The organism is Methylobacterium sp. R2-1, assembly GCF_014191355.1.
Taxonomy (GTDB): domain Bacteria; phylum Pseudomonadota; class Alphaproteobacteria; order Rhizobiales; family Beijerinckiaceae; genus Methylobacterium.
Map to the genome: position 1 here is coordinate 65,323 of NZ_JACHWM010000021.1, position 18,896 is coordinate 84,218.

Annotated in this window: 15 protein-coding genes and 2 pseudogenes; 8 read left to right on the forward strand and 9 right to left on the reverse strand. The window is 65.1% G+C overall.

What is annotated here, in order from left to right; genetic code table 11:
- Positions 1 to 626: 626 nt before the first annotated feature.
- Positions 627 to 839: a DUF4287 domain-containing protein gene (locus FHU13_RS24410; RefSeq protein ID WP_183438428.1), complete on the reverse strand. Its 213-nt coding sequence runs from the start codon at positions 837 to 839 to the stop codon at positions 627 to 629.
- Positions 840 to 1,559: 720 nt separating this feature from the next.
- Here FHU13_RS24410 and FHU13_RS24415 point away from each other — a divergent pair.
- On the forward strand, positions 1,560 to 3,218 hold the full coding sequence (locus FHU13_RS24415) for an acyltransferase (protein WP_183438429.1): 1,659 nt from the start codon (positions 1,560 to 1,562) through the stop codon (positions 3,216 to 3,218).
- 81 nt (positions 3,219 to 3,299) lie between these two features.
- Positions 3,300 to 3,533: pseudogene (locus tag FHU13_RS24420) on the forward strand (integrase core domain-containing protein); the annotation flags it as partial.
- Between the two features lie 576 nt (positions 3,534 to 4,109).
- Here FHU13_RS24420 and FHU13_RS24425 read toward each other — a convergent pair.
- Positions 4,110 to 4,787: a hypothetical protein gene (locus FHU13_RS24425; protein WP_183438430.1), complete on the reverse strand. Its 678-nt coding sequence runs from the start codon at positions 4,785 to 4,787 to the stop codon at positions 4,110 to 4,112.
- Between the two features lie 318 nt (positions 4,788 to 5,105).
- On the opposite strand from FHU13_RS24425, the gene FHU13_RS24430 reads away from it, so the two are divergent.
- The gene (locus FHU13_RS24430; protein ID WP_183438431.1) at positions 5,106 to 5,429 is read left to right on the forward strand and encodes a hypothetical protein; all 324 of its coding nucleotides are present in this window, start codon (positions 5,106 to 5,108) and stop codon (positions 5,427 to 5,429) included.
- An 18-nt stretch (positions 5,430 to 5,447) separates the two neighbouring features.
- On the opposite strand, the gene FHU13_RS24435 is transcribed toward FHU13_RS24430, so the two are convergent.
- The gene (locus FHU13_RS24435; RefSeq protein WP_183438443.1) at positions 5,448 to 6,104 is read right to left on the reverse strand and encodes an SOS response-associated peptidase; all 657 of its coding nucleotides are present in this window, start codon (positions 6,102 to 6,104) and stop codon (positions 5,448 to 5,450) included.
- A 440-nt stretch (positions 6,105 to 6,544) separates the two neighbouring features.
- Between FHU13_RS24435 and FHU13_RS24440 the strand changes: the two genes are divergently transcribed.
- Positions 6,545 to 6,775 (forward strand): hypothetical protein, encoded by a 231-nt coding sequence (locus FHU13_RS24440; RefSeq protein WP_183438432.1) that lies wholly within the window; start codon positions 6,545 to 6,547, stop codon positions 6,773 to 6,775.
- 160 nt (positions 6,776 to 6,935) lie between these two features.
- Complete coding sequence (locus FHU13_RS24445) at positions 6,936 to 7,298, forward strand: phage holin family protein (RefSeq protein ID WP_183438433.1); 363 nt, start codon at positions 6,936 to 6,938, stop codon at positions 7,296 to 7,298.
- Positions 7,299 to 7,609: 311 nt separating this feature from the next.
- Here the strand turns inward: FHU13_RS24445 and FHU13_RS24450 are convergent, their stop codons facing one another.
- Together FHU13_RS24450 and FHU13_RS24455 are read right to left on the reverse strand one after the other, a co-directional pair.
- Entirely contained in the window at positions 7,610 to 7,783 is a 174-nt protein-coding gene (locus FHU13_RS24450; RefSeq protein ID WP_183438434.1) for a hypothetical protein, read from the reverse strand.
- Between the two features lie 514 nt (positions 7,784 to 8,297).
- Positions 8,298 to 10,259, reverse strand: coding sequence for an alpha/beta hydrolase domain-containing protein (locus FHU13_RS24455; RefSeq protein WP_183438435.1), 1,962 nt, complete (start codon positions 10,257 to 10,259; stop codon positions 8,298 to 8,300).
- Between the two features lie 370 nt (positions 10,260 to 10,629).
- Here FHU13_RS24455 and FHU13_RS24460 point away from each other — a divergent pair, with 370 nt between their 5' ends.
- Positions 10,630 to 10,962, forward strand: coding sequence for a hypothetical protein (locus FHU13_RS24460; RefSeq protein WP_183438444.1), 333 nt, complete (start codon positions 10,630 to 10,632; stop codon positions 10,960 to 10,962).
- A 627-nt stretch (positions 10,963 to 11,589) separates the two neighbouring features.
- Here FHU13_RS24460 and FHU13_RS27425 read toward each other — a convergent pair.
- Together FHU13_RS27425 and FHU13_RS24470 are read right to left on the reverse strand one after the other, a co-directional pair.
- The gene (locus FHU13_RS27425; RefSeq protein ID WP_210287829.1) at positions 11,590 to 12,375 is read right to left on the reverse strand and encodes a DUF6065 family protein; all 786 of its coding nucleotides are present in this window, start codon (positions 12,373 to 12,375) and stop codon (positions 11,590 to 11,592) included.
- A gap of 79 nt (positions 12,376 to 12,454) precedes the next feature.
- Complete coding sequence (locus FHU13_RS24470) at positions 12,455 to 15,739, reverse strand: autotransporter domain-containing protein (RefSeq protein WP_183438436.1); 3,285 nt, start codon at positions 15,737 to 15,739, stop codon at positions 12,455 to 12,457.
- 885 nt (positions 15,740 to 16,624) lie between these two features.
- Between FHU13_RS24470 and FHU13_RS24475 the strand changes: the two genes are divergently transcribed.
- Positions 16,625 to 17,113, forward strand: a complete 489-nt coding sequence (locus FHU13_RS24475) for a hypothetical protein (RefSeq protein ID WP_183438437.1) — start codon at positions 16,625 to 16,627, stop codon at positions 17,111 to 17,113.
- 78 nt (positions 17,114 to 17,191) lie between these two features.
- Complete coding sequence (locus FHU13_RS24480) at positions 17,192 to 18,109, forward strand: alpha/beta hydrolase (protein ID WP_183438438.1); 918 nt, start codon at positions 17,192 to 17,194, stop codon at positions 18,107 to 18,109.
- 4 nt (positions 18,110 to 18,113) lie between these two features.
- Here FHU13_RS24480 and FHU13_RS24485 read toward each other — a convergent pair whose 3' ends face one another.
- Both FHU13_RS24485 and FHU13_RS24490 read right to left on the reverse strand, forming a co-directional pair.
- Positions 18,114 to 18,635 carry a cupin domain-containing protein gene (locus tag FHU13_RS24485; protein WP_183438439.1) on the reverse strand — a complete coding sequence of 174 codons (522 nt, stop codon included), beginning with the start codon at positions 18,633 to 18,635 and terminating at the stop codon, positions 18,114 to 18,116.
- A gap of 164 nt (positions 18,636 to 18,799) precedes the next feature.
- Positions 18,800 to 18,896: pseudogene (locus tag FHU13_RS24490) on the reverse strand (elongation factor Tu); the annotation flags it as partial.

The following is an 18,896-nucleotide window of genomic DNA, read 5'->3' on the forward strand; positions in this document are numbered from 1 at the left end:
CGGATACCTCTCGGGTGCAGGCGGGTTGCCGTTGATGCAAGCTGATGGCGCGGCGTCCGAACATGCGGCTCACCATCGGCCTCACGAGCAGGAGGGAGCTACGGCTATGGCAGACATTCGCTCACAGGACCCGCTTGGCAGGTCTGATGACGGACCAGCATCCGGCCGGGGCGGCTCGTCAAGTGGCAGCGGGGCAGCGGAGCAGGCGCGACAGGTTTTACGTGATGCGACTGACAGAGCGTCTGACGCCTGGGACAATGCGTCGGAGTATGGCTCTCGTTACTACCGCCGGGGCAGGCGAGCAGTCGGTAATGTGGATGCGGCCACAATGACGGGCTTGTTCGTCGCGGGGGCTATCGGCTTCGGGCTCGGTTGGTTGGTGTTCGGTCAGCACTCCTACTCAGGCGATTACATCGCTAGGGGCATGAGCCGCAGCAGCGAGCGCGGTCATTAGAAATGGACCTGCCGGCGGCTGGCCAAGCCGAGCGTGGCACAACCTGTCGTCGGCGCCTTCAGATTGTCTTCCGCTTGGCCGCTGCCCTGTGCTGCCATCTCCGCTTCGGCCTGCTTAGGCTGGCGTTCGCAAGGTGTTGGTAGACGCAGTGGCACGTTAGCGCTGTTGGGGGCTATTCCTCCTGTGCGGCCAGCACGTGAGCAACGATAGCGTTAGCGTGACCGTGACCCATCCCGTGATTGTTCTTCAGCATCGCCACTAATTCCATATGCTTCGCTGGGAGCTGATCACGGACAATCTGCTCCCACTCATTGATAGGTCGCCCGTACTTCTTCTCAATAGATGGGAAATAAGATGCGGGCCCCTTACTGGATTCGGCAGACACAGCGAGACACCTTTCGCGCGAGTTTGGCTGGTACGAAATTCGCCGCAAAAGGCAATGGCTGCAACATCTGTCAATGAGCCGGTGCGGTAGCACCGCCGATACCGCAGCAGATCGAAAGCGGCGTCTGCAATGGGTTTCAAGCGTGACGTTTCGACCGCTAGGCCGGTCCCATGTGCAACCTCTACAGCCTCAACCGCCCCCGAGATGTGATACGGCGCTGGTTCGATGTGAGCCACGACAGCGCCGGCAACCTCCCTCCCACGCCGGGCATCTTCCCCGACCCGATGGCCGCTGTGGTCTTGTCCGAAAAGGAGGGCCGTGAGCTGCCGATGAGGCGCTGGGATATCCCAGGTCCGGAGGCTTACGGGGGATCCCGTCATCAACCTGCGCAACGTGAAGAGCTCGCACCGGCGCCCGTGGCTCAAGCCCGAGTTCCGCGGCTGGACAGCGCGAACTGCGAGCTCCTGACCCAAAGCGGTTGACGATGGTGATGTCGCTGCAGATCGAGGTCAGCCCAAAGTGGCGCTGATATCATTCGGATTTTCAGCCTGCCACGATCTGGATGGCGGTTGTGCTTAGGGGCAAAGCCTCAGTGTTGCCGGAATACCGCCCTGGCGGACGAGCGGCGCTGTGTCGCGAACCCGCCCAAGTTTTCGCTACGGAGTGCGACCGATACCGGTGTGGGAGAGCTCGCGCCCCGCCGGATCGGGAATGCAAGTCATGCTCAAACGCCTCGCCAGGATACTGCCCAGGCTTGCCCCGGTCAGCGACGCTCAACCCGCGAGCCCCGCAACGGTGGTATGCTCGGGGGTGGTCCTGGAGGCAAAGGCTGAGATTGGGCCTACGCTTGCTCCTGCCGGCGCCCGCGCAGCCTCAGGTCTATCGAACATCCAGATCTTGCGCGGACTCGCGGCGGCCATGGTGCTCGTCCATCACGCAGCGATCTACGCGCATCTCTTGCGCGGCGCCGACCGCCTCCTGCCGACGTTCGAAGATTTGATGGGTCTATGGGGCGTCTCGATCTTCTTCGCGATCTCCGGCTTCCTGATGGCGGGTCTTGTCGTGCGCGACCGGCCCTTCGTGTTCCTGTCCCACCGCATCTCGCGGATCTTTCCAACCTACCTCGCAGTCGTGGCACTATTCGCAGCACTGTTTGCCGGCCTCAGCCTGAGCTTCGGCGGCCTCTCTCTAGTGTCACTGTCGCTCGCCCCCGTTGGTCCGCGCAGCTACGCGCTCAACGTCGAGTGGACGCTCGTCTATGAGACGAGCTTCTACGTTGGCCTCTTCCTCGTGGCCTGCATTGGCCTCGCTCGCCGGATCACGGCGGTAGCCACCCTATGGTTGGGTCTGCTCGCTACAGCCTTTCTACTGCTGCCCGCGGGGTCGCGCGATACGAACCTGCCGCCGCTCTACCTGCTACCGGTCATGACAGCCTGCGTCCCCTTCGCGGGCGGGTTGCTCCTACCCCGGCTGATTGCGGCCAGACGGCTTCCTCCGGCTGCTGCACTCCTTGTCCTGCCGTTGTGCGCCGCTTGCTTTCTCGTTGAGAAGGATGGCGCGCGTGGGCTCGGAGGGATTGCGGCGGTACTTCTCGTCGGTGCTGCGGCGGGGGGCCGCCAGATCCAGAACGAAGGCGCCATGTCCCGGGCAGCGCTCGCCCTTGGTGATGCGAGCTACGTGCTCTACCTCGTCCATGCGCCGGTGCTAGTTCTCACCGCCTGGGCGCTGCCTGCCCAGTGGACCGGTCTCGCCTATGGACTAATCGCTGTGGCGGCATCGCTGGGGTTCGCTGCGCTGCTTGGCCCGCTCGACCTAGCGCTCTACCGCGCTCTACGCCGCCGCATCGATGCGGCCTCGCCCGCCATCCTCAAGCGGTGGCTTGCCGTCTATCTCGTGCTGTTTGCCGGTTGTGCCGTGTGGGGCAGCGTGGAGACTGCCCGCAACGACTGGCGGGAAAGCCGGGCGCGGGCGGCACTCGCAGCCTTACCTCCGGATGCCTGGATCAGCCGCAGGGCCGCCACCGATGCAATCTCCAACAGCGGTCTTGCCCTACCTGCCTCGGTGCAGGGAGCCTTGGAAGGCATTGAGCGCCTATCGCCGATTGAAGACATCGTGACAGCCTTCGCCTACGATCCAGCGCAACCGAAGCGGCCTCTTCTCTTGGCCCTATACTGCTCTGGCCGCCTGATCCGCCTCGACCGACCGCGTCGTGCACGTAAGGATCTCGCGGCCCGTCTCGGCTTCGAGAGTTCGGGGCACCGGATCGGATACCTGATGCAAATCCCAACAGAGGCTTGCGGGTCAGACCCCACGCCGGTCGCGGTTGTCATAGATACCGAAGGACGAATGGCCGTTCTTGCCGCCTCGGCGAACCCTTGAACGAGCCGTTCGCTCTGCGACGACGGGCATCAGCGCGGACGGTGAGGCAAGCCGTTTCAGAATGCCTTGGACGACTGCCTGAACGGGGTCGAGATCGACTTCTCCCGACCGGGCAAGCCGACCGGCAACGCCTATATCGGGTCGTTCAACCGCCGCTTATGCACGGAGTGCCTGAACGCCTCTTGGTTCCTGTCGCCGACCGATGCCCGTGAGCGCATCGAGAAATGGAGATGCCACTACAACGAAGATCGACCTCGTACGGCCTTAGGCGGCTTGACGCCCCTCGCCTTCGCCAATCAAGCTGTCACAGCCTGAGAACTTGCGTAGGCCGAGGACCACAAACCGGGTCAACTCCAACTGGCCCGTAGGCCATACATGAGGGCGGACCAATCCTGTGGGGCGGATCAAACCACGATGAATCCAGCTTTCGAAGCTTGACGGTATGCCCTCCCAAGCTATGCATTACTCGGTCCAAAGCCGAACAGCGAAGGATGGGTACGCACCCTTCGGGCATGGACACCATGGCTCAAAACCGACACACAATTGGCCAACCACCGCCGGATCGGGTGCAGCAAAATCAATGACTTAGGGGTGGAAACGGGGAGTCCTTTCCTGGGCACCAAGTCCTGCTAAGTCGTTATCCCACTGAAATCATCAGGTTCACGAGCCGTATCGGGGACAAGACTGGGGTACAGGTTCCGCCGATCCGGGCGATGCGTAGATACTCTTCCAACTTCGAGTCGACGTTCCGCCAGGTGCAGGCCCGTCTGCCTGTCGATGCGGTTGGCGTCCTCATGGAGCCGTCCTTACGGTCGAGTGCCCTGCCCTACACTCCGATCCGGAATGCACCCTCAGCGTCAGGCTCGGGCGCACGGTGAGGGCTTCTTGAGCTCACGTCGCCCGAGCCTGTTTCGTACCTCTCTCAGGCGCGGCCTCATCCCATTCGCGGTCTCGCTCCCGCAGCAGCTCGGTGTACGCCCGTGTCGCTCTCGCATCCTGTGCGGCATCATCCCCGTGAAGTGCCGCGGCAGGCATGGCGCGAGGCGTGTCCGGCACCAGGGTGCGGACGAGAGCAGAGGCGATCCCGTCGAGGTCTGCGGTAGAGATCCCGAGCACCTGGGCGGCCTCCTTGTGCCGCATCAAGGCGAGATCGGCCCAGGTCAGACCCGCCGTGCCGAACCGCTCGGTAAGAGCCCCATCAAGGGGAGGCCAACCCACCGGCAGGGCGCGAAGCCGATCAAGGCGGCGCCGGTCGGTCGCATCCTTGTCATGGGCCGCCCGGACGCCCGGAATGAACCGGGCAAGCTCGCCGAGCACGTGAACCCGGATCGCATCGACACGCACCGGGCCGATCTTGCGCACTGCCATCAGGTCGATGGGCGTCGCGAGCGCCAGCACCCCCATGTCGGCGAACCCGGCTTTGCGGAGGCGAGCTCGGATCGCGGCCGTCAGTAGCCCACGCCCGAATCCACTCACCGTGAGACGATCGACTGCCTCCTCGGACAGGTCGTCGAAGAGGGGCAGTCCGGCAATAACTTGGTCGAAAAGCGTCTGAGGAAATGGCATCATGCGTCACGTAGATACTCCTAACCGAGTGCCTGCGATCGGCAAGGCCAGGCAGCCCTGCACCCCTATGCCGTGGCCCCCATTCTCAGCCGGCAGCATCGATGCCCTCCGAACGCACCTCCGATACGCGTCCCTCCGAAGCGGCCGCATGACGCAAAGCCTTCGGCACCCTTCGTCCTGCCAGCCTCCCGTACCGTGACTACCAGCCGAAGCCGGGCCGGTGGTGACAGTTCGCGCCGCTCGCACGGGTCGCGGCTGCCGTCGTCGCGGCGCGGGTCCGCGGCATCGGCAGCATGTGCAGGGCGTGGTAGGCCTCATGGCATGACAAACATCCTCCGACCGAACTTCGGCGGCCGCAGCCGCGAAGCCGAGCCGTCTGAAGCGATCGACGCCGGCGACGAGAAGCAACCGTTCCATGTTTACGGAACGGCGGCCGGCTACATCGTGGCGCTGCTTGAGGACACGCGCGGGCCGGAAGGGCAGGTCTTAAAGGTCGTCGTCGGGCCAGCCGCTGGGAACGCGATCGAGGCCGTGGCCGTGATGCCGGCCTCGGACGAGGGGCGCATCGATGCTGACACCATGGCCTTGGCGGTTCTACGCGCGCTGGACATCGTCGAACAAGGCCGCGCCCCCACCTCCGCCTGAGACGGACGCGGCGTTGCTTCAGCCGCCGTCTTTCCGTTCACCGCGCGCCACGACCATCAGTGCCTGATCGGGCAGAGGACGCTGCAAGGCTGACGCCTCTGACCAGGGCGCTCGCAGCCAAACGTCCCGCTCCTCTTCCGTCGTCAGAATCACGGGCATCGCCTTCGGATGCACCGCGCCGACCTCAGCGTTCGGCTCGGTGGTCAGGAAGGCGTAGAGATTGTCCGTCGTCTCGCCCTCCTTCATCTTGCGCACCGAGGTCCAGCCCTCCGTCTTGATGCCGGCGAAACAGGCAAGCGGCCGATCCGCGCCGAACGCGAACCACACGGGCGGGTGGGAGCCGTCGGGCAGTGCCTCGTTCTCGGAGAAGCTCGTCAGCGGGACGAGGCAGCGGTGCTCCGGACCGAGCCAGCGCCGCCAGTGGGGCGAGGCCGTGTTGCGCACGTTCGTGACGCCTGGATCGATCTTCCTACCCTTCAGGGCGAAGACCGGGGACGGCATGCCCCAGCGGTACATCGAAAGGGTTCTTTGCCCGTCTGCGACATGGACGATGGGCGCCGTCGCATTGGGAAAGAGGCCCGGCAACGGCGGCAGGTTGCCGGTCCGGTCGGTCTCCACCTTGAACAGGCGCCGGATCTCGTCCTGGCTTTTGGTGAGGGCGTAGAGATTGCACATGACCGGGACGATAGCCGAACCGATCATGCGAGCGCGATGGTCAGCTCGCGATCACCGCCTTCCGGTGCCGGCCTAGGCGGTGCCCCGGTCACCGCGTGCCGATCTAAAGTGAAACGGATGCCGAGTTATAATCTACATGCTCATCGCTGATGCACTTTGTGCAAATCAATGCGCTCAAGGGAGCCAGCGACTGTTCGAATGCAATATATCGCGTCGTAATAAGTTTTTGATGGGCCGCGAATTTTTTGTTGATATTCAGTGGACGCATGGCTCGCTGGAGAGATGGGGTGTGCCATGCCTCCGAAGCCTGCATGATATCGAGATGCATTGGCCGTCAGGGCATTATGGTGCGTTGCACCCAGCGATTATCGCACCGCACAAATTCCGTGGTTCAATCTCTCATCGGTCGCCGTCGCAGACGACCAAACCGGAGACGACCCATGCGTACGATGCAGCTTCTTTCTCTCGCCGTTCTCGCTTCTGTCACCGTAGCGAACTCCGCCATGGCCGACGAGCGCATCCACCTCACGCCGCCGCTGTTCCGCGAGCAGGCTCGGGTCACCGCGTCCGTCCGCCCAGCCTCTGAGCTGACGACCACGCCTCATGTCACGGCGGTGGCCCCGGCCAGCCGCAAGATTGTGGCCGACGCTGCGGCGGTCTCCGCTCGTTAAACCGCCAGAGACGGGGCCATCCGCTGGAACTGGTGCAGATGGCCCCCTGCCCCCGCGGCAGTCGGCAACCGCTGAGCTGTGCACTCCGCATTGAAGCCTTCGGCGTGATTTTCGTTCAAGCGAGTGGCAAGGGGTCTGGAGTGGGGCTGGGGATGAACTCGTGAGCGAACAGGCTGTCGGAAAGGGTCGATCGGACGATGATCCCCGCAACACGGCCGTCCTGATCCTCGCCGCGATCCGAGAGGCCCATGCTCACCTCAGCAAGCTGCTCCGGCTGGCTCGAACGGAAATCCGCGGAAACCTGCATGCACTCGCAGCGCTCGTGCTGCTGTTCGGCGGGGCACTCCTGCTGACCGGCGCCTCGCTGGTCCTCTTGTTGATCGCCCTGCGGGATGCACTGGCTGTGCTGATCGGCAATGATACGCTGGCGGCGCTGATCGTCGCCCTGCCGTTCGTTATCGCCGCGGTGGTCTTATTGGTGTGGGCGCAAAGGGTCTGGAGCCGGCCGTCGGTTGAAGACTGAAGTCGTTCGGCACCTCGATGCCAGCGCCTTGATCAAGCAGCGACCATACTCTCAGGGCCCCGTCTGACTCGATCCCACCCGGGATGGCCGAGCGCGCGAGGCCGTCGGCATTGAACCAGGCTCGCTCGACGATCTCTGGGAGACCGCAAACGGCCGAGAGCGTCGGTCGGCGCTCCGATAGGGAAGTTCGCTGCGCAAACGGCCGGACGGAAGGGCCTAAATCGCATGACACGTCCGGTAGCCTCTCGGCTCCGGGCGCGCCAAGGAGGATCGGCGCGGGGTCGATCTCTCAACCGAACGCCACCGCTTTTTCAGTTCGCGTCGAACGCTGCTTCCTCTTGAGGGGCGGCGTTGATTGTCAATGTGTAAGTATCGATCGAAGCAATCGGTCGCGCCTCGGTCACAGGTGGCTTTGTCAGCATCGTGATCGTGAAAGCTGCGGCGGCCAGCGCGAATGCTGCGGCGAATGTGGATGCTTTCTTCATGCATGCCTCCCGGTAAGCTGATGCGTCGATCACTGGGAGCGAAGGCGCGGCATACGGATTGGACCCAGTCATCGTTTGAGTCAATACAATAAATGAACCGATAAATTTGCGGAAAGGACGAAATGCAGGCCAGAGGATTTGTATCCGAAAAATACTATTATTGAGACTCGTTGCCCAATGAAATGATATTCGAGGGAATCAATTGATCGATTGCTCGACCGTGCGGCATCGCGACGCAAATGCTGAAGCTTTCTCGCCGTTGGCGAGGATGAGAGCTGATTCGGTCGAGCGCGGTTGGCCGGCAACGCGCTCGCCCGCCGGGTGGAGCGCGGCGTGCGCATTTCGACTTCGTCATCGAGGTCCATTGCGACCGTTCCGAACTGCCGCGGGCGGGAGCGAGGCTGAGGCGACCGAACCGGGCGTGGCAAGTCAGATCCTTGCGGCCAGCCGGAGGCCAAGCTTCGGTTCGACGTCCGGCGGAACAGGCTGATCCACTTGAGGAGAGTGCCGTCCGCTAGGGCGCTCCCTGTCGAGCCGCAGCAATCATGCGATCACCGTCCTCGCGCAGCAGGAGACGGTCTGACACGAGTGCATCAACGGACTTCGTCACAGCTGCGACGTAGGCGTCAGCATCCTGATATCGCTCCTCAAGGGACAGGCGCGGATCACCTGTTGTGGCCCGTTCGGCCCGCGTGCGCGCGAATGGTATCTGACTGCCTTCCCGATCGCAGAGCGCGTCAGCAGGGAACGGATCGGCATAGAGGTTCCAGCCGGTGAAGGTTGCACGCGGTGCCGCGACAGCCGGCAGTCGGATGCCGGCCACGTCATTGCCGTCGGCGTCGACACGCGGGACCAGTGGGCGATACTGCGGCCCGCTTTCCGGGCGCGGGTCCACGTAGGTAGTGAAGCGTGCAATCGCATTCGGCACCGTTGGAACGGGTGTGCCAACCATGAACGGAAAACCGATATCGGAAGCCTCGACCAACGTACCCTCGGCCAAACGTGGGACCCGGCTATCCGGCGGTGCCTTGCCGTCCTTCACCCACTCCTCCAGCGCGACGAGCAGCGCCCGAACCGCCGGGGCCGGGTTCAGGGTGCTGCGCGGGTTCGCGCAGGGTCCCTTGGTCGAGGTCAAGCCTGCTCGCCCATAGTGGAAGCCGCTTGAGACCAGATAGGCGCGCGCGGTGTCAGGCAGCGGCACATCGGTGCGGCCAACCGGATCGGTCGTCAGGAGAGAGGCACCTTTCTGCCAATACTCCGTGCCGGTGTTCGCTTCGATCAGCAGGGGATCGAATCCGTCCTCTCGCAGGATGCTGCCCCTTCGCCCGGTGATGGGATCGTGTTGGCTGGCGGCTGAGAACGGGAAGGTATTCTCCGGGTAGAGGTGGTCTTCGTGCTGCGTGTTGGTTCGCGAGGGCTGACCGAAGCGGGCATTGAGGAACACCCCACCCACTCCGGCGATGTGCGACAGCACGCCGTCGAAAACCCGTTTGCCGGTCTCGTCCCGATTGAAGCCCTGCTGGATGAAGTCGCGAAGATAGCGCCCGCTCTGCGAGATGCCGAGTGCGAGGGTATGCCGGATCGCGCCACCCGTCGGGTTGGCCGCGCCTCCGGCGTCGCCGCGGAGATAGGCGACTACATCCCGCGTGGCGGCGAAGCCGATCCCGAGCACCTTCGGCTCGGTGGCTTGGTATGTGAACTCGTAGAGCGAGCCAGGCAACGGCTTGGTGCCCTTCGGCAGGAGCTCGATCTGACGTGGAGTACCAAAGTGCCAAGCGTCCGGCGGCACCGGCCGGGGTGGATCGGTCTCCCGGCGTCGAACGGTGAGGCGCGCGTCTGTCTTGTCCTGGCTGGCGATCTTGAAGGTCAGGTAGAAGGGAGCCTCGGGAGGTCCGCGGGTCGCGCTGACGAGCTCATCCCGCACGACCTCGACAATCGGCTTGCCGCCGCGCGTGGCAACCGGCACGTCGATGGCCATGCCGCCCTGTTGGCGCAGCGCGTCTGCCTCCCAACCCGACCAGACGATGGTGTATCCTCGACGCAAGACGAGCCCGGTCCCGGCATCGACGGCAGTTCTTGGATCGTTGACGGCCTGTGCGCCTTGAGCCGGCGCATCGAGGACCCAGTTGAAGAGGAACTTGCGGCCTCGGTTCAACACCTCGAACAAGAGCGTGCCGCTGCCCCGGGCAGGATCCTTGGGCCGCAGGATGAAAAGGTCGGTCTTGTATTCGACCATTCCGCGGGCGTTGCGGGGCGCCAGGGCGATGTCGACGATGCCGGCATTCGCGGGATCAGCTGGGTCAAGCTCCCCGCGAGCCGTGCCGACAACACGCTCGTAGCTGCCAGCAGCGCCAAACTCGGTGCCGTCCGCAAATGGCTCGACGCTGGCGATCTCGATGCCAGTGATGCCCGCCTGCGCCGGCGCAGCGCTGAGGGCGCAGCCAAGTGCGCCGACCACAACCCAACCGTTGCGCATGTTCGCTCCCTGTCCGGCTCGTGCTGGCCGGTGTCCTCAGCAAACATGCCGGAGGGCAGACGTCGAGAGGCATAGTCGGTCTTGCTCTGCATTCTCCTTTTCGGACTCCGCGGGACGTTGGTGTGCCGATTGGCTTGAATGCCTTCGCGCCGCAACTCCATCGGTTCGATGGACGGTAAGGGATTCGAACGCAGGGAGGCCTGCCGAGCGCGGCAGGTGCAGCAAACGCTGCCTTCATGCTCGACCGCCGGACGGCGTTTCTGCGTCAGCCTCGTCTGACGTTATTTTGCAGCAGCGCTCCCGGCGGCCTGTTCCAAGCACCATATGGATCGGTATGATCGTGCTGAAGCGCGACGAGTGGGAGCTGGCTATGACATCGACACTGCCGGAGGGTGCGAAGCCGGGCGATATCGTTACGCCTGATGGTAAGATCCTGTGCCGAGACCTGGAGCTTCACGAGTACGGCTACTTCACGGTTACCTACGAGCAGGCACAGGCGGCGCGAAAATACGGCTGGGGCTGCCGGGCCGGCGTCGTCCTCGATGGGGAGCACTCCGACGAGTGGAGTTGGGACTACGCCGAGGAAGAGCGTCGTAATGCGCTGGAAAACGGTGATGAGCCGCCCCGAGTGCGGATCTATCGGGAGCCACCCGCCTCCTGCCCCATCGAAACAGCGCTCTCGTGCCGGCTCGAAAGCAGGTAGGTGAACCCGGCAGCCCACCAACTCGGGGGCATCGCGCAGAAATCGACCGCTGGCCGAGAAGCCAGCGGCCTACGAGGAGCGGCCGGGCGATCGCCAATCGAAGGTGCTTCCTCGAATCTGTCGCCTGACGCCTGATGTTGGTCGTCTGCGCCGGCCAGGAGGCAGGCGGTTTGCCGGCCCCATCGCGCCTGGATGCAGCCTCCTCGCCCCGCCGCCCCTCATTGCCGAGATGGAGGATCGTTGCCCATGCGGGTGCTCAACTCGAGAAGGAGCCGAAGCCCTCGAAGTCGCTTGTCGGTGACGTCCGTTTGACAGGCGAGCACGGTTGCCCGTGGGACGTGTGGCTCGCTGTATCGGCGGGCCGTGATTTCGCCAGTCCAATGCCACTCATCGCGGATGCCGTTTCACCGCTACGCTTCCACTGATTGCGCATAGCACGGCCGTTCGCCTTGTTGAGGTCGCGCATGTGATTGCCCTATTGGCGAGTGACTGTTCAGGAATTGCGCAGAGAACGCGCGCTCCGTGCTCATGTTCCGGGCATCCGCATGACGAAGGCCGCTGGGGCGCCAGGGTCGGTTTTCCGACACAATGGCGGGACGGCATCTGAGATGCCGTCGGCCGCGACGCCTAACGGGCAGGCTTGGGCAGGGCTCGCTTGGTGCGGTGGAAGATCGGACCGGCGCCACCGGGCGGGCCGCGTCCAGCGATGTAGTCTCTCTGCCATCCGGCCCGGACCGCGTCCGGTTCTCCTGCGGCGACGCGCGCCTGGAAGGCGGAGCGGTTGCTGCGCCACTCGTCGTAGGCGGCCTTGAGGCCCGGATCGTCGTCGAGGCTTCTGATCCGCGGGCGGATCGTGTCGTACGCCTCGTGCGGCACGGGAGTGATGAAGCAGAAGCACTCTCCTTTCCCGAACCGCACCGTGCCCGGCCGGGTGAAGCGCCAGTTCATCGTGAAGGTGAAGGGAAGCCAGTCGGTTTCGACGAGCCCTTCGAGCGGGGCGATGCCGTCCCTCGGGCTGTTGGGAGGCCCGCGCGCGATCAGTGCCCATCCGGGTGACGTGCGGAACAGCCATCCGGGATGGAAGGTCAGCACACCGTTGCCGAACACCGACGAGACGATCTGTCGGTAACGGCTGTCCCACCCTTCGAGGAAGGTCCAGACGTCGGAGACGAGCGGGCCGCCGTTCCACGTGGCCGAGAAGCTGAAGGGAAGCGTGATCTCCCACCCGGTCGCGTTCGCGATCGCGAGCGGCGTGCAGCGATAGGCGAAGCGTTGAGGCGCCGCCTCCATCCAGTCGCGCGCGGTACGGCCGGGGATGATCTCCGGTGCGCCGTCATATTCCGGATAGCAGAGCAGTTCGGGAGCGTGCCGGGGCGCGCGGTCGGTCTGCTCGGCCTTGTCGGGATCCACCATTGTCAGGCCCTGTCATCGCGTTGGCTGCGCATCGTGCCCGGCCGGATCGGCCGGGCCGTCATTTCCCAACAGCCGGCGGTCACCACGTAACGCGCAGCCCGATCTCGCCCTGGACAGTCTTCTCGTATGATCCCGCGGTGCCTTCGGCGTAGCTGGCCTGAACGAAGAAGCCGACATTGGCATTGAAGCGGGCGACCAACCCGCCGCCGACCTCGATCGAGGTGCCGCCGAGCCGCGTTGCGATCGGGATGTTCTCGAAGCGGACGGTGCTGACCTCACGGAAGTTGTGCCAGAGATTGGCGAGCAGATAGGGCCGCCACTCGATCTCCTGCGAGAGCAGGGCGCCCTGCACCCGAACCCCGAGGCGCCCGGTCGCGAGACCCGGCGAACCGAAGTCCAGCCGGGAGTAGGCGTCTCTTCGGGCGTCGAAATCGAGCCGCTGCCAGATGAACTGTCCCTGTGGCTCGATCACGACCCCCGGATAGAGGGGAAGCGGGTAGCCGCCCTCGACCGATAGGGCGAAGCCGGTGCCGTCGGCCTTGATGCCGTAGCTGCGCAGCGACGTCGCCGTGCCGGACAGGTGCTGTCCCATCACGAGGCTGTCGAGATACCAGCCCGTCGGGCCGACATGGGTCCAGGTCGCGCCATAGCCGATATTCTCGAGGTTGAGACGGCCGACGCGACTGCGCTGAATGGCGTCCGCGAAGCCGCGCACGTCGCCGTCGCCCTTCCCGTAGGCAGCAAAGACGCCGAGGCTCCCGAAGCCGGAAAACGCTTCATAGGAGAACAGGTCGAGGCCGGCCTGGAAACCGAGGATGTTGCCGTCGAACTCCGGTGCGACGGCACCCCTCCAGCGCCGATCACTGCTCTGTCCGAAGAAGCGCCCCCAGAAGCCGGTACCGGCACCGGGGCCGAGCTGGAGGTACTGGTCGCCTCGGCGCTGGTGGAAGGTGCCGATCATGGCCCGCCCGACCATGAATTCCGTCCCGAGCAGCGCCTTATAGGTCGCGACTTCGGCGCGGTAGAGCGGTGTGGGATCCGGTTGAGGGGTCGGAGTAGGCGTCGGAGTGGGGGTTGGTGTTGGAGTGGGAGTAGGCGTCGGAGTGGGGGTTGGTGTTGGAGTGGGAGTAGGCGTGGGAGTAGGCGTCGGCGTGGGAGTAGGCGTCGGCGTGGGAGTAGGCGTCGGCGTGGGAGTAGGCGTCGGCGTGGGAGTAGGCGTCGGCGTGGGAGTAGGCGTAGGCGTCGGAGTAGGCGTCGGAGTAGGCGTGGGAGTAGGCGTCGGCGTGGGAGTAGGCGTCGGAGTGGGCGTCGGTGTCGGCGTGGGAGTAGGCGTCGGTGTCGGAGTGGGAGTAGGCGTCGGTGTCGGAGTGGGCGTCGGCTGAGCGGTGTTGCGCAGATACCAGTTGTCGGCCACCTCGGTGGTGTTGCCGCCTCGGGCGAGGATGTAGTTGTAGGGGCCGGCCGCGACCGGTGCCGACAGAGCGAAGGCACCGGTGCTCGTCGTGCCGCTGTTGACGGCCTCCACCACCAGGATACCGTTGTTGACGGTCAGCGCGCCGGTTCCGCCGGTGTTGACGATCCGGAGCCCGGTGGAGCCCGTGGCGCTTCCCCCATTGATCACCAGCCGGTCGGACGGTGAATTGTCGCCGGCCAGAAAGGTGTTGAGCTGGAGCGTGCCGCCCTGCCCGATATAGGGGCCGGCCACCGTCAGGATCGTGCTGGCCGTCGGGCCGTTTGTGCTGACCAGACCCGCATTCGTCAGTCCGGGGATCGTCTGGTTGAAGCCGTTCAGATCGAGGACGCCGCTCGCTTCCACGACGTGGGACGAATTGGGGCTGAAGGTATCGCTCGCGAGCGCCTGAAGCGTGCCGGCCGCGACGGTGGTCGTGCCGAGATAGGCATTCGCGCCCGCCAAGCGCAGGGTGCCCGTCCCGAGCTTGGTGAAGGCGCCGGGGCCCGTCATCCCCTGCGACAGGGTCGAGGTGAAGGCCTGCGTGTCGATCGCGCCGCCCAGCGGCCCGAGCGTGACGGCGCGAGTCGGGGCGAGATCGAGATCCGCGTTCAGTTGCAGGAAGCCGCCGTTCATCGTCAGCGGGCCGGCCGCGTCGCCGAGCGCCGCATCCCTCGCGATGCCGAGCCCGCCCTCCAGGATCGTCGTCCCGCCCGTATAGGTGTTGCCGATCGCCGCCTCCGGCGCCAGCGTCGTGACGCCCGCGCCCGTCTTCTCGACGGAGCCCGATCCGGTGATCTGCCCCACATAGGTGCCGTTATCGGGCTGCGCGAAGCGCACGATGCCGTTGTTGGTGACGTTGTTGAGGTTGGGCGAGGAGGTCGGCAGGCTCTGCGCCCGCGCCTCCAGGATGCCTGAGGGCTCGACGAGCACCGTGCCTGTATATCCGGTGTTGTCGCCCGTCAGTCCTAGAACGCCGTCCTCGACCGTCACCGCTGTGAAGCCGATCAGGGTGCCGGTGATGTTCCACTGACCTTCCCCCAGCTTGGTCAGCGTCGTGAAGTTGGTCAGCGCGCCGGGCAGGGTGTCGAACGAGCCCGCGACGCCGTTCAACTCGAGGGCGTTGGTGCCGCCGCCGCCGTTGATGTTGCCGGTCACCGTCGAGTTGGGAAAGAACTGGAGGGTGTCGTTCCCGGACGCGAAGCTGATGTCGCCGAAGACGGTCGCACCGGTTTGATTGATGAAGAGGACGTCTCCGGCTCCCGCCTCCTGAGAGCTGGAGCCGATCACGCTCCGACCCGTGTTAACGCCGACGCTAAGCGTGCCGTGGTTGTCGATGGTGTTGACACCACCCGTGATGTCGTCCTGGAACCAGATGGCGGAGCCGCCGCCATTCGCGCTCTCGATCACGCCGTAGTTGGTGATCGTGTTGTTGGTGCCCAGCGCATTGATGGCCTCGGCACGCGATTCGTTCCCGAGCTGGATGACCCGCCCGTTGGCCCAGACGTTGATCGTATAATTGTTCCGGACTTGAATGGTGTTGTTGCCCGGATCGATGATCCGATTGAGAACATTGCCAGTTGCGATCCCGAGTGGTCCCGAAGAACTGGTCGTGTTGCCGGTTGTACCGATATTGATCGTCGACGGCGCACCGTCCCTGAAGATGATGGCGGATTCGATCCCGCCATCGACGACGGCATCGGTCGTTCCCGTCGGTGCGACGTTCACGTTGACCCGATCAGTCAAGCCCTGATGCACGAACCCGATGGTGCCGAGGGTGCCGTTATAGGTTCCCGAGCCGCAATTCACGGTCGAGCCCGGTGTTGGGTTCGTCGGCGCACACTGCGCGGCTGCCTCGGACAGGCCGCATGGTATCAGTGCAGTCGTCGCCAGCAGAAAATTAGCAAAACGCATCGTATTCCCGCGCCCCATCTCGATGTTTTCTCATGGGCACATGGCGACACAAAGCTGTCAACCGGCGGCGTGGCCGCGAAAAGCTGCAAACATTCGATAGTTTTCTTGTTATACTCAGTTTTATCGTTGGATAGTGCGGGTATTATTCTGAAATCTGGTCGCCCGGATCTGAGTATGAGAGCAATGCTCTCGGCGGCGCCTCCGGTCTAACCAATCCGTTTCGCTCGCCTTTGAGTTGCGGCAATCGCGGTTTGGTTGTCGTAAGTCTCTTTTGTACCGCTGCGCCGAGATAAGAAATTAGAAGAAGGCTTCTCAGGACCGAAGCATGCATTCGAGGCTGGGGAACAAGCTGATCGTCGATTGAAAGTCCTATTCCGAAACGAGCGGCTCAACTCGGTGCAACAAACCAAGGGTTGCTTGTCCTCTGGTTGTGATGGGCGCCGCACACTTCTTCTGCTTGCTTTCTGTGGCCTGCAACTTATGCGAGCTATCGTTGCAACTTCGCCTAAGGCTGGATTGAAGTGTTGTACGGTGGTGACACCCGCCCGAGATCCGCGTCCGTCACTCGGTCGAGGCTCCGGTTCCCGCCGGCTGGAGCCGCATCGAACCAAGACGCGCCGGCCGCACGCGCATGGGGCGAACGCAGCGGCCGGCGCGCTCGCGGTCGGGAGCCGGGAAGGCCCGACCGCCGCGATCCATGATTGCCGCTGTCAACGCTCGAACCGTCCGAGGCCCCCAGTGCAACCCGCGAGGGGATGGAGAGGATGGAGAGGGTCCGCTTGGGATGCCGCGCCCGCGCATTCCGTCGCTGTCGACCGGAACACCGGCCGTCGCTGCCGTCTTGCTCCCCGGGATGGGTATTCCACCCGGTCAAGGGCAGGCACAATGCGAAAGTATGGCAGCGCGTTCGGGATCGGGTTCGTGGCGGGACTCCGCACGATGTCGGCCTGCGCCGCGTTGAGCTGGGCCGCCGCGCGCGGGCGGACCCGAAGCGCTGCGATCCCGTCCGGTCCCGTCGCCCGCACCGTCGCCACGACGGCGGCGCTGGCCGAGATGGCCGGAGACAAGATGCCGTTCGCCCCCGATCGGCGCATTCCGCCCTCCTTCGCGGCCCGGCTCGTGATCGGCGCCGTCGGCGGCTGGATGTTTGCTGGGCGTCGAGCTTCGCCCGAGGCCGGTGCCCTGGCCGGCGTCGCGGGCGCCGTCGCCGGCACGCTGCTCGGCCGTTTTGCGCGGGGGGGCGGCCTGGGCGCGCCGTTCGGCCTCGCGCGGGGACTCGCCGAGGATGCGGCCGCCGCCAGTCTCGCCGCGGCTCTGGTCGCTTCCGCGGAACGGCAGCAGCGGGTCAGGCCGGCGCCCCCTCATTCTCTTTGAGACCGAGCGACCGACACATCTTGTTCGCCACGGCCGAGGGCCGGTTCCCGATGCCAGTCTCCGTCCCGAGCGTGTGCCATGACCAGCCTCGCCGCCAAGACCAGCCTCGCCGCCAAGACTCTCGCCGCGCTTCTACGGCTATCGAACCGCCGGAAATTCTTCGCCAGTTCGGCTCTCGATCCCGAGCGGGTCGTGTCCGAGCGCGGCCGGGAGGCGCGGCCCACCCGCACCATGCGCCGGCGCCTGACAGTGGCGTGGTCCCTGCGCGACGGCTGCGAGATCTACACCGTCGCACCCCGCGGGCACCCACCCGGACCGACTGTGCTCTACCTGCATGGGGGCGCTTACATCCATCCGGCCTCGGTGCATCACTGGCGCTTCATCGCGGAGATGGTCGAGCGGTGCGAGGCCACCTTCGTGGTGCCGTTCTATCCCCTGGCACCCGGCTACGACTGCCTGAGCGTGAACCGCTTCGTCCTCACCCTCTACCGGGACCTGCTGGAGCGGCATGATCCGTCGGCGCTGTTCGTGATGGGCGACTCCGCCGGCGGCGGGCTTGCGCTCTCGCTCGCCATACAGGCTGCGTCCGAAGGACTGCCCCGCGCGGCGGGATTGGTGCTGCTTTCGCCCTGGCTCGATGTGAGCACCTCCGATCCGGCCCAGGCCGAGATCGAGCGCAGGGACGTGATGCTGATGCGGGCCGGTGTTCGGACGGCGGGCCGCTGGTACGCGGGTCGCCTGCCGACGGACGATCCGCGGGTCAGCCCGCTCTTCGGCGACCTCGCTGGCCTGCCGCCGATCCTGATGCTCTGCGGGACGCACGACATCCTGGTCACGGATGCCCGCCGCCTCGCCGAACGGGCGCGCCGGGAGAGCGTGCCGCTCACCTACGAGGAGGCGGAGGGCCTGATGCACGTCTTCGCTATCATGCCGCTGCCGGAGGGGCGGGCCGCCCAGGCGCGGATCGCCCGCTTCATTCGTGACGTGCGTGCGTGACGCTTCACGGCTGCTTGTGGATCGGATCGACCCAGTAGACGGTCTCAGGCCGTTCGGCGGCCTCCACGTCGGGCAAGTTGACCACCACCGCCTCGTTGTCGGAGCGCACCAGCACGCAGTGCAGGGGCTCGTCGGTCGAGGCGTTGATCTCCTGATGCGGAACGTAGGGCGGTACGAAGATGAAGTCGCCGGGGCCGGCTTCCGCCACGTATTCAAGGCGCTCGCCCCAGCGCATCCGGGCGCGGCCCGAGACGATGTAGATTACGCTCTCCAGTGCGCCGTGGTGGTGCACGCCGGTCTTGGCATCCGGCTCGATCGCCACCGTGCCGGCCCAGATCTTCTGGGCTCCGACGCGGGCGGCGTTGACCGCTGCCTGACGGAACATGCCCGGCGTCTGGGCGGTGTTGGGGTCGAGCCGATCGCCGGGGATCACCCGCACGCCGTCATGTTTCCAGCGCCCGGCCGTGGCCTCTTCGTGGTGGTGAGGCGCGTGGTCGTGGGTGTGGTCGTCGCCGATGTCGTGCATGTCAGTCGGACTCCGCGGGTGCGATCATCGCATGGCGGCGCGAGGATCTGAAAATCCGGGATCGACGATCGCACGAAAAAAGGGCCGGCATGGCGCCGGCCCTTCGTTTCGTTCACTCGATACAGGCGCACGAGCCGAGCCCGTGCGCCAGGTCTCGAATGAGATCAGTCGTTGATGGCGGCGACGACGCCGGCGCCGACGGTGCGGCCGCCCTCGCGGATGGCGAAGCGCAGCTTCTCTTCCATGGCCACCGGCACGATC

What these genes read in the sequence shown, in the direction of transcription:
- FHU13_RS24460 (WP_183438444.1), top strand. Translation starts at nt 10,630, where the DNA reads ATGACATCGACACTGCCGGAGGGTGCGAAGCCGGGCGATATCGTTACG.
- FHU13_RS24455 (WP_183438435.1), bottom strand. Translation starts at nt 10,259, where the DNA reads ATGCGCAACGGTTGGGTTGTGGTCGGCGCACTTGGCTGCGCCCTCAGC.
- FHU13_RS24425 (WP_183438430.1), bottom strand. Translation starts at nt 4,787, where the DNA reads ATGATGCCATTTCCTCAGACGCTTTTCGACCAAGTTATTGCCGGACTG.
- FHU13_RS24475 (WP_183438437.1), top strand. Translation starts at nt 16,625, where the DNA reads ATGCGAAAGTATGGCAGCGCGTTCGGGATCGGGTTCGTGGCGGGACTC.
- FHU13_RS24485 (WP_183438439.1), bottom strand. Translation starts at nt 18,635, where the DNA reads ATGCACGACATCGGCGACGACCACACCCACGACCACGCGCCTCACCAC.
- FHU13_RS24440 (WP_183438432.1), top strand. Translation starts at nt 6,545, where the DNA reads ATGCGTACGATGCAGCTTCTTTCTCTCGCCGTTCTCGCTTCTGTCACC.
- FHU13_RS24480 (WP_183438438.1), top strand. Translation starts at nt 17,192, where the DNA reads ATGACCAGCCTCGCCGCCAAGACCAGCCTCGCCGCCAAGACTCTCGCC.
- FHU13_RS24470 (WP_183438436.1), bottom strand. Translation starts at nt 15,739, where the DNA reads ATGCGTTTTGCTAATTTTCTGCTGGCGACGACTGCACTGATACCATGC.
- FHU13_RS24430 (WP_183438431.1), top strand. Translation starts at nt 5,106, where the DNA reads ATGACAAACATCCTCCGACCGAACTTCGGCGGCCGCAGCCGCGAAGCC.
- FHU13_RS24415 (WP_183438429.1), top strand. Translation starts at nt 1,560, where the DNA reads ATGCTCAAACGCCTCGCCAGGATACTGCCCAGGCTTGCCCCGGTCAGC.
- FHU13_RS24450 (WP_183438434.1), bottom strand. Translation starts at nt 7,783, where the DNA reads ATGAAGAAAGCATCCACATTCGCCGCAGCATTCGCGCTGGCCGCCGCA.
- FHU13_RS24435 (WP_183438443.1), bottom strand. Translation starts at nt 6,104, where the DNA reads ATGTGCAATCTCTACGCCCTCACCAAAAGCCAGGACGAGATCCGGCGC.
- FHU13_RS27425 (WP_210287829.1), bottom strand. Translation starts at nt 12,375, where the DNA reads ATGGTGGATCCCGACAAGGCCGAGCAGACCGACCGCGCGCCCCGGCAC.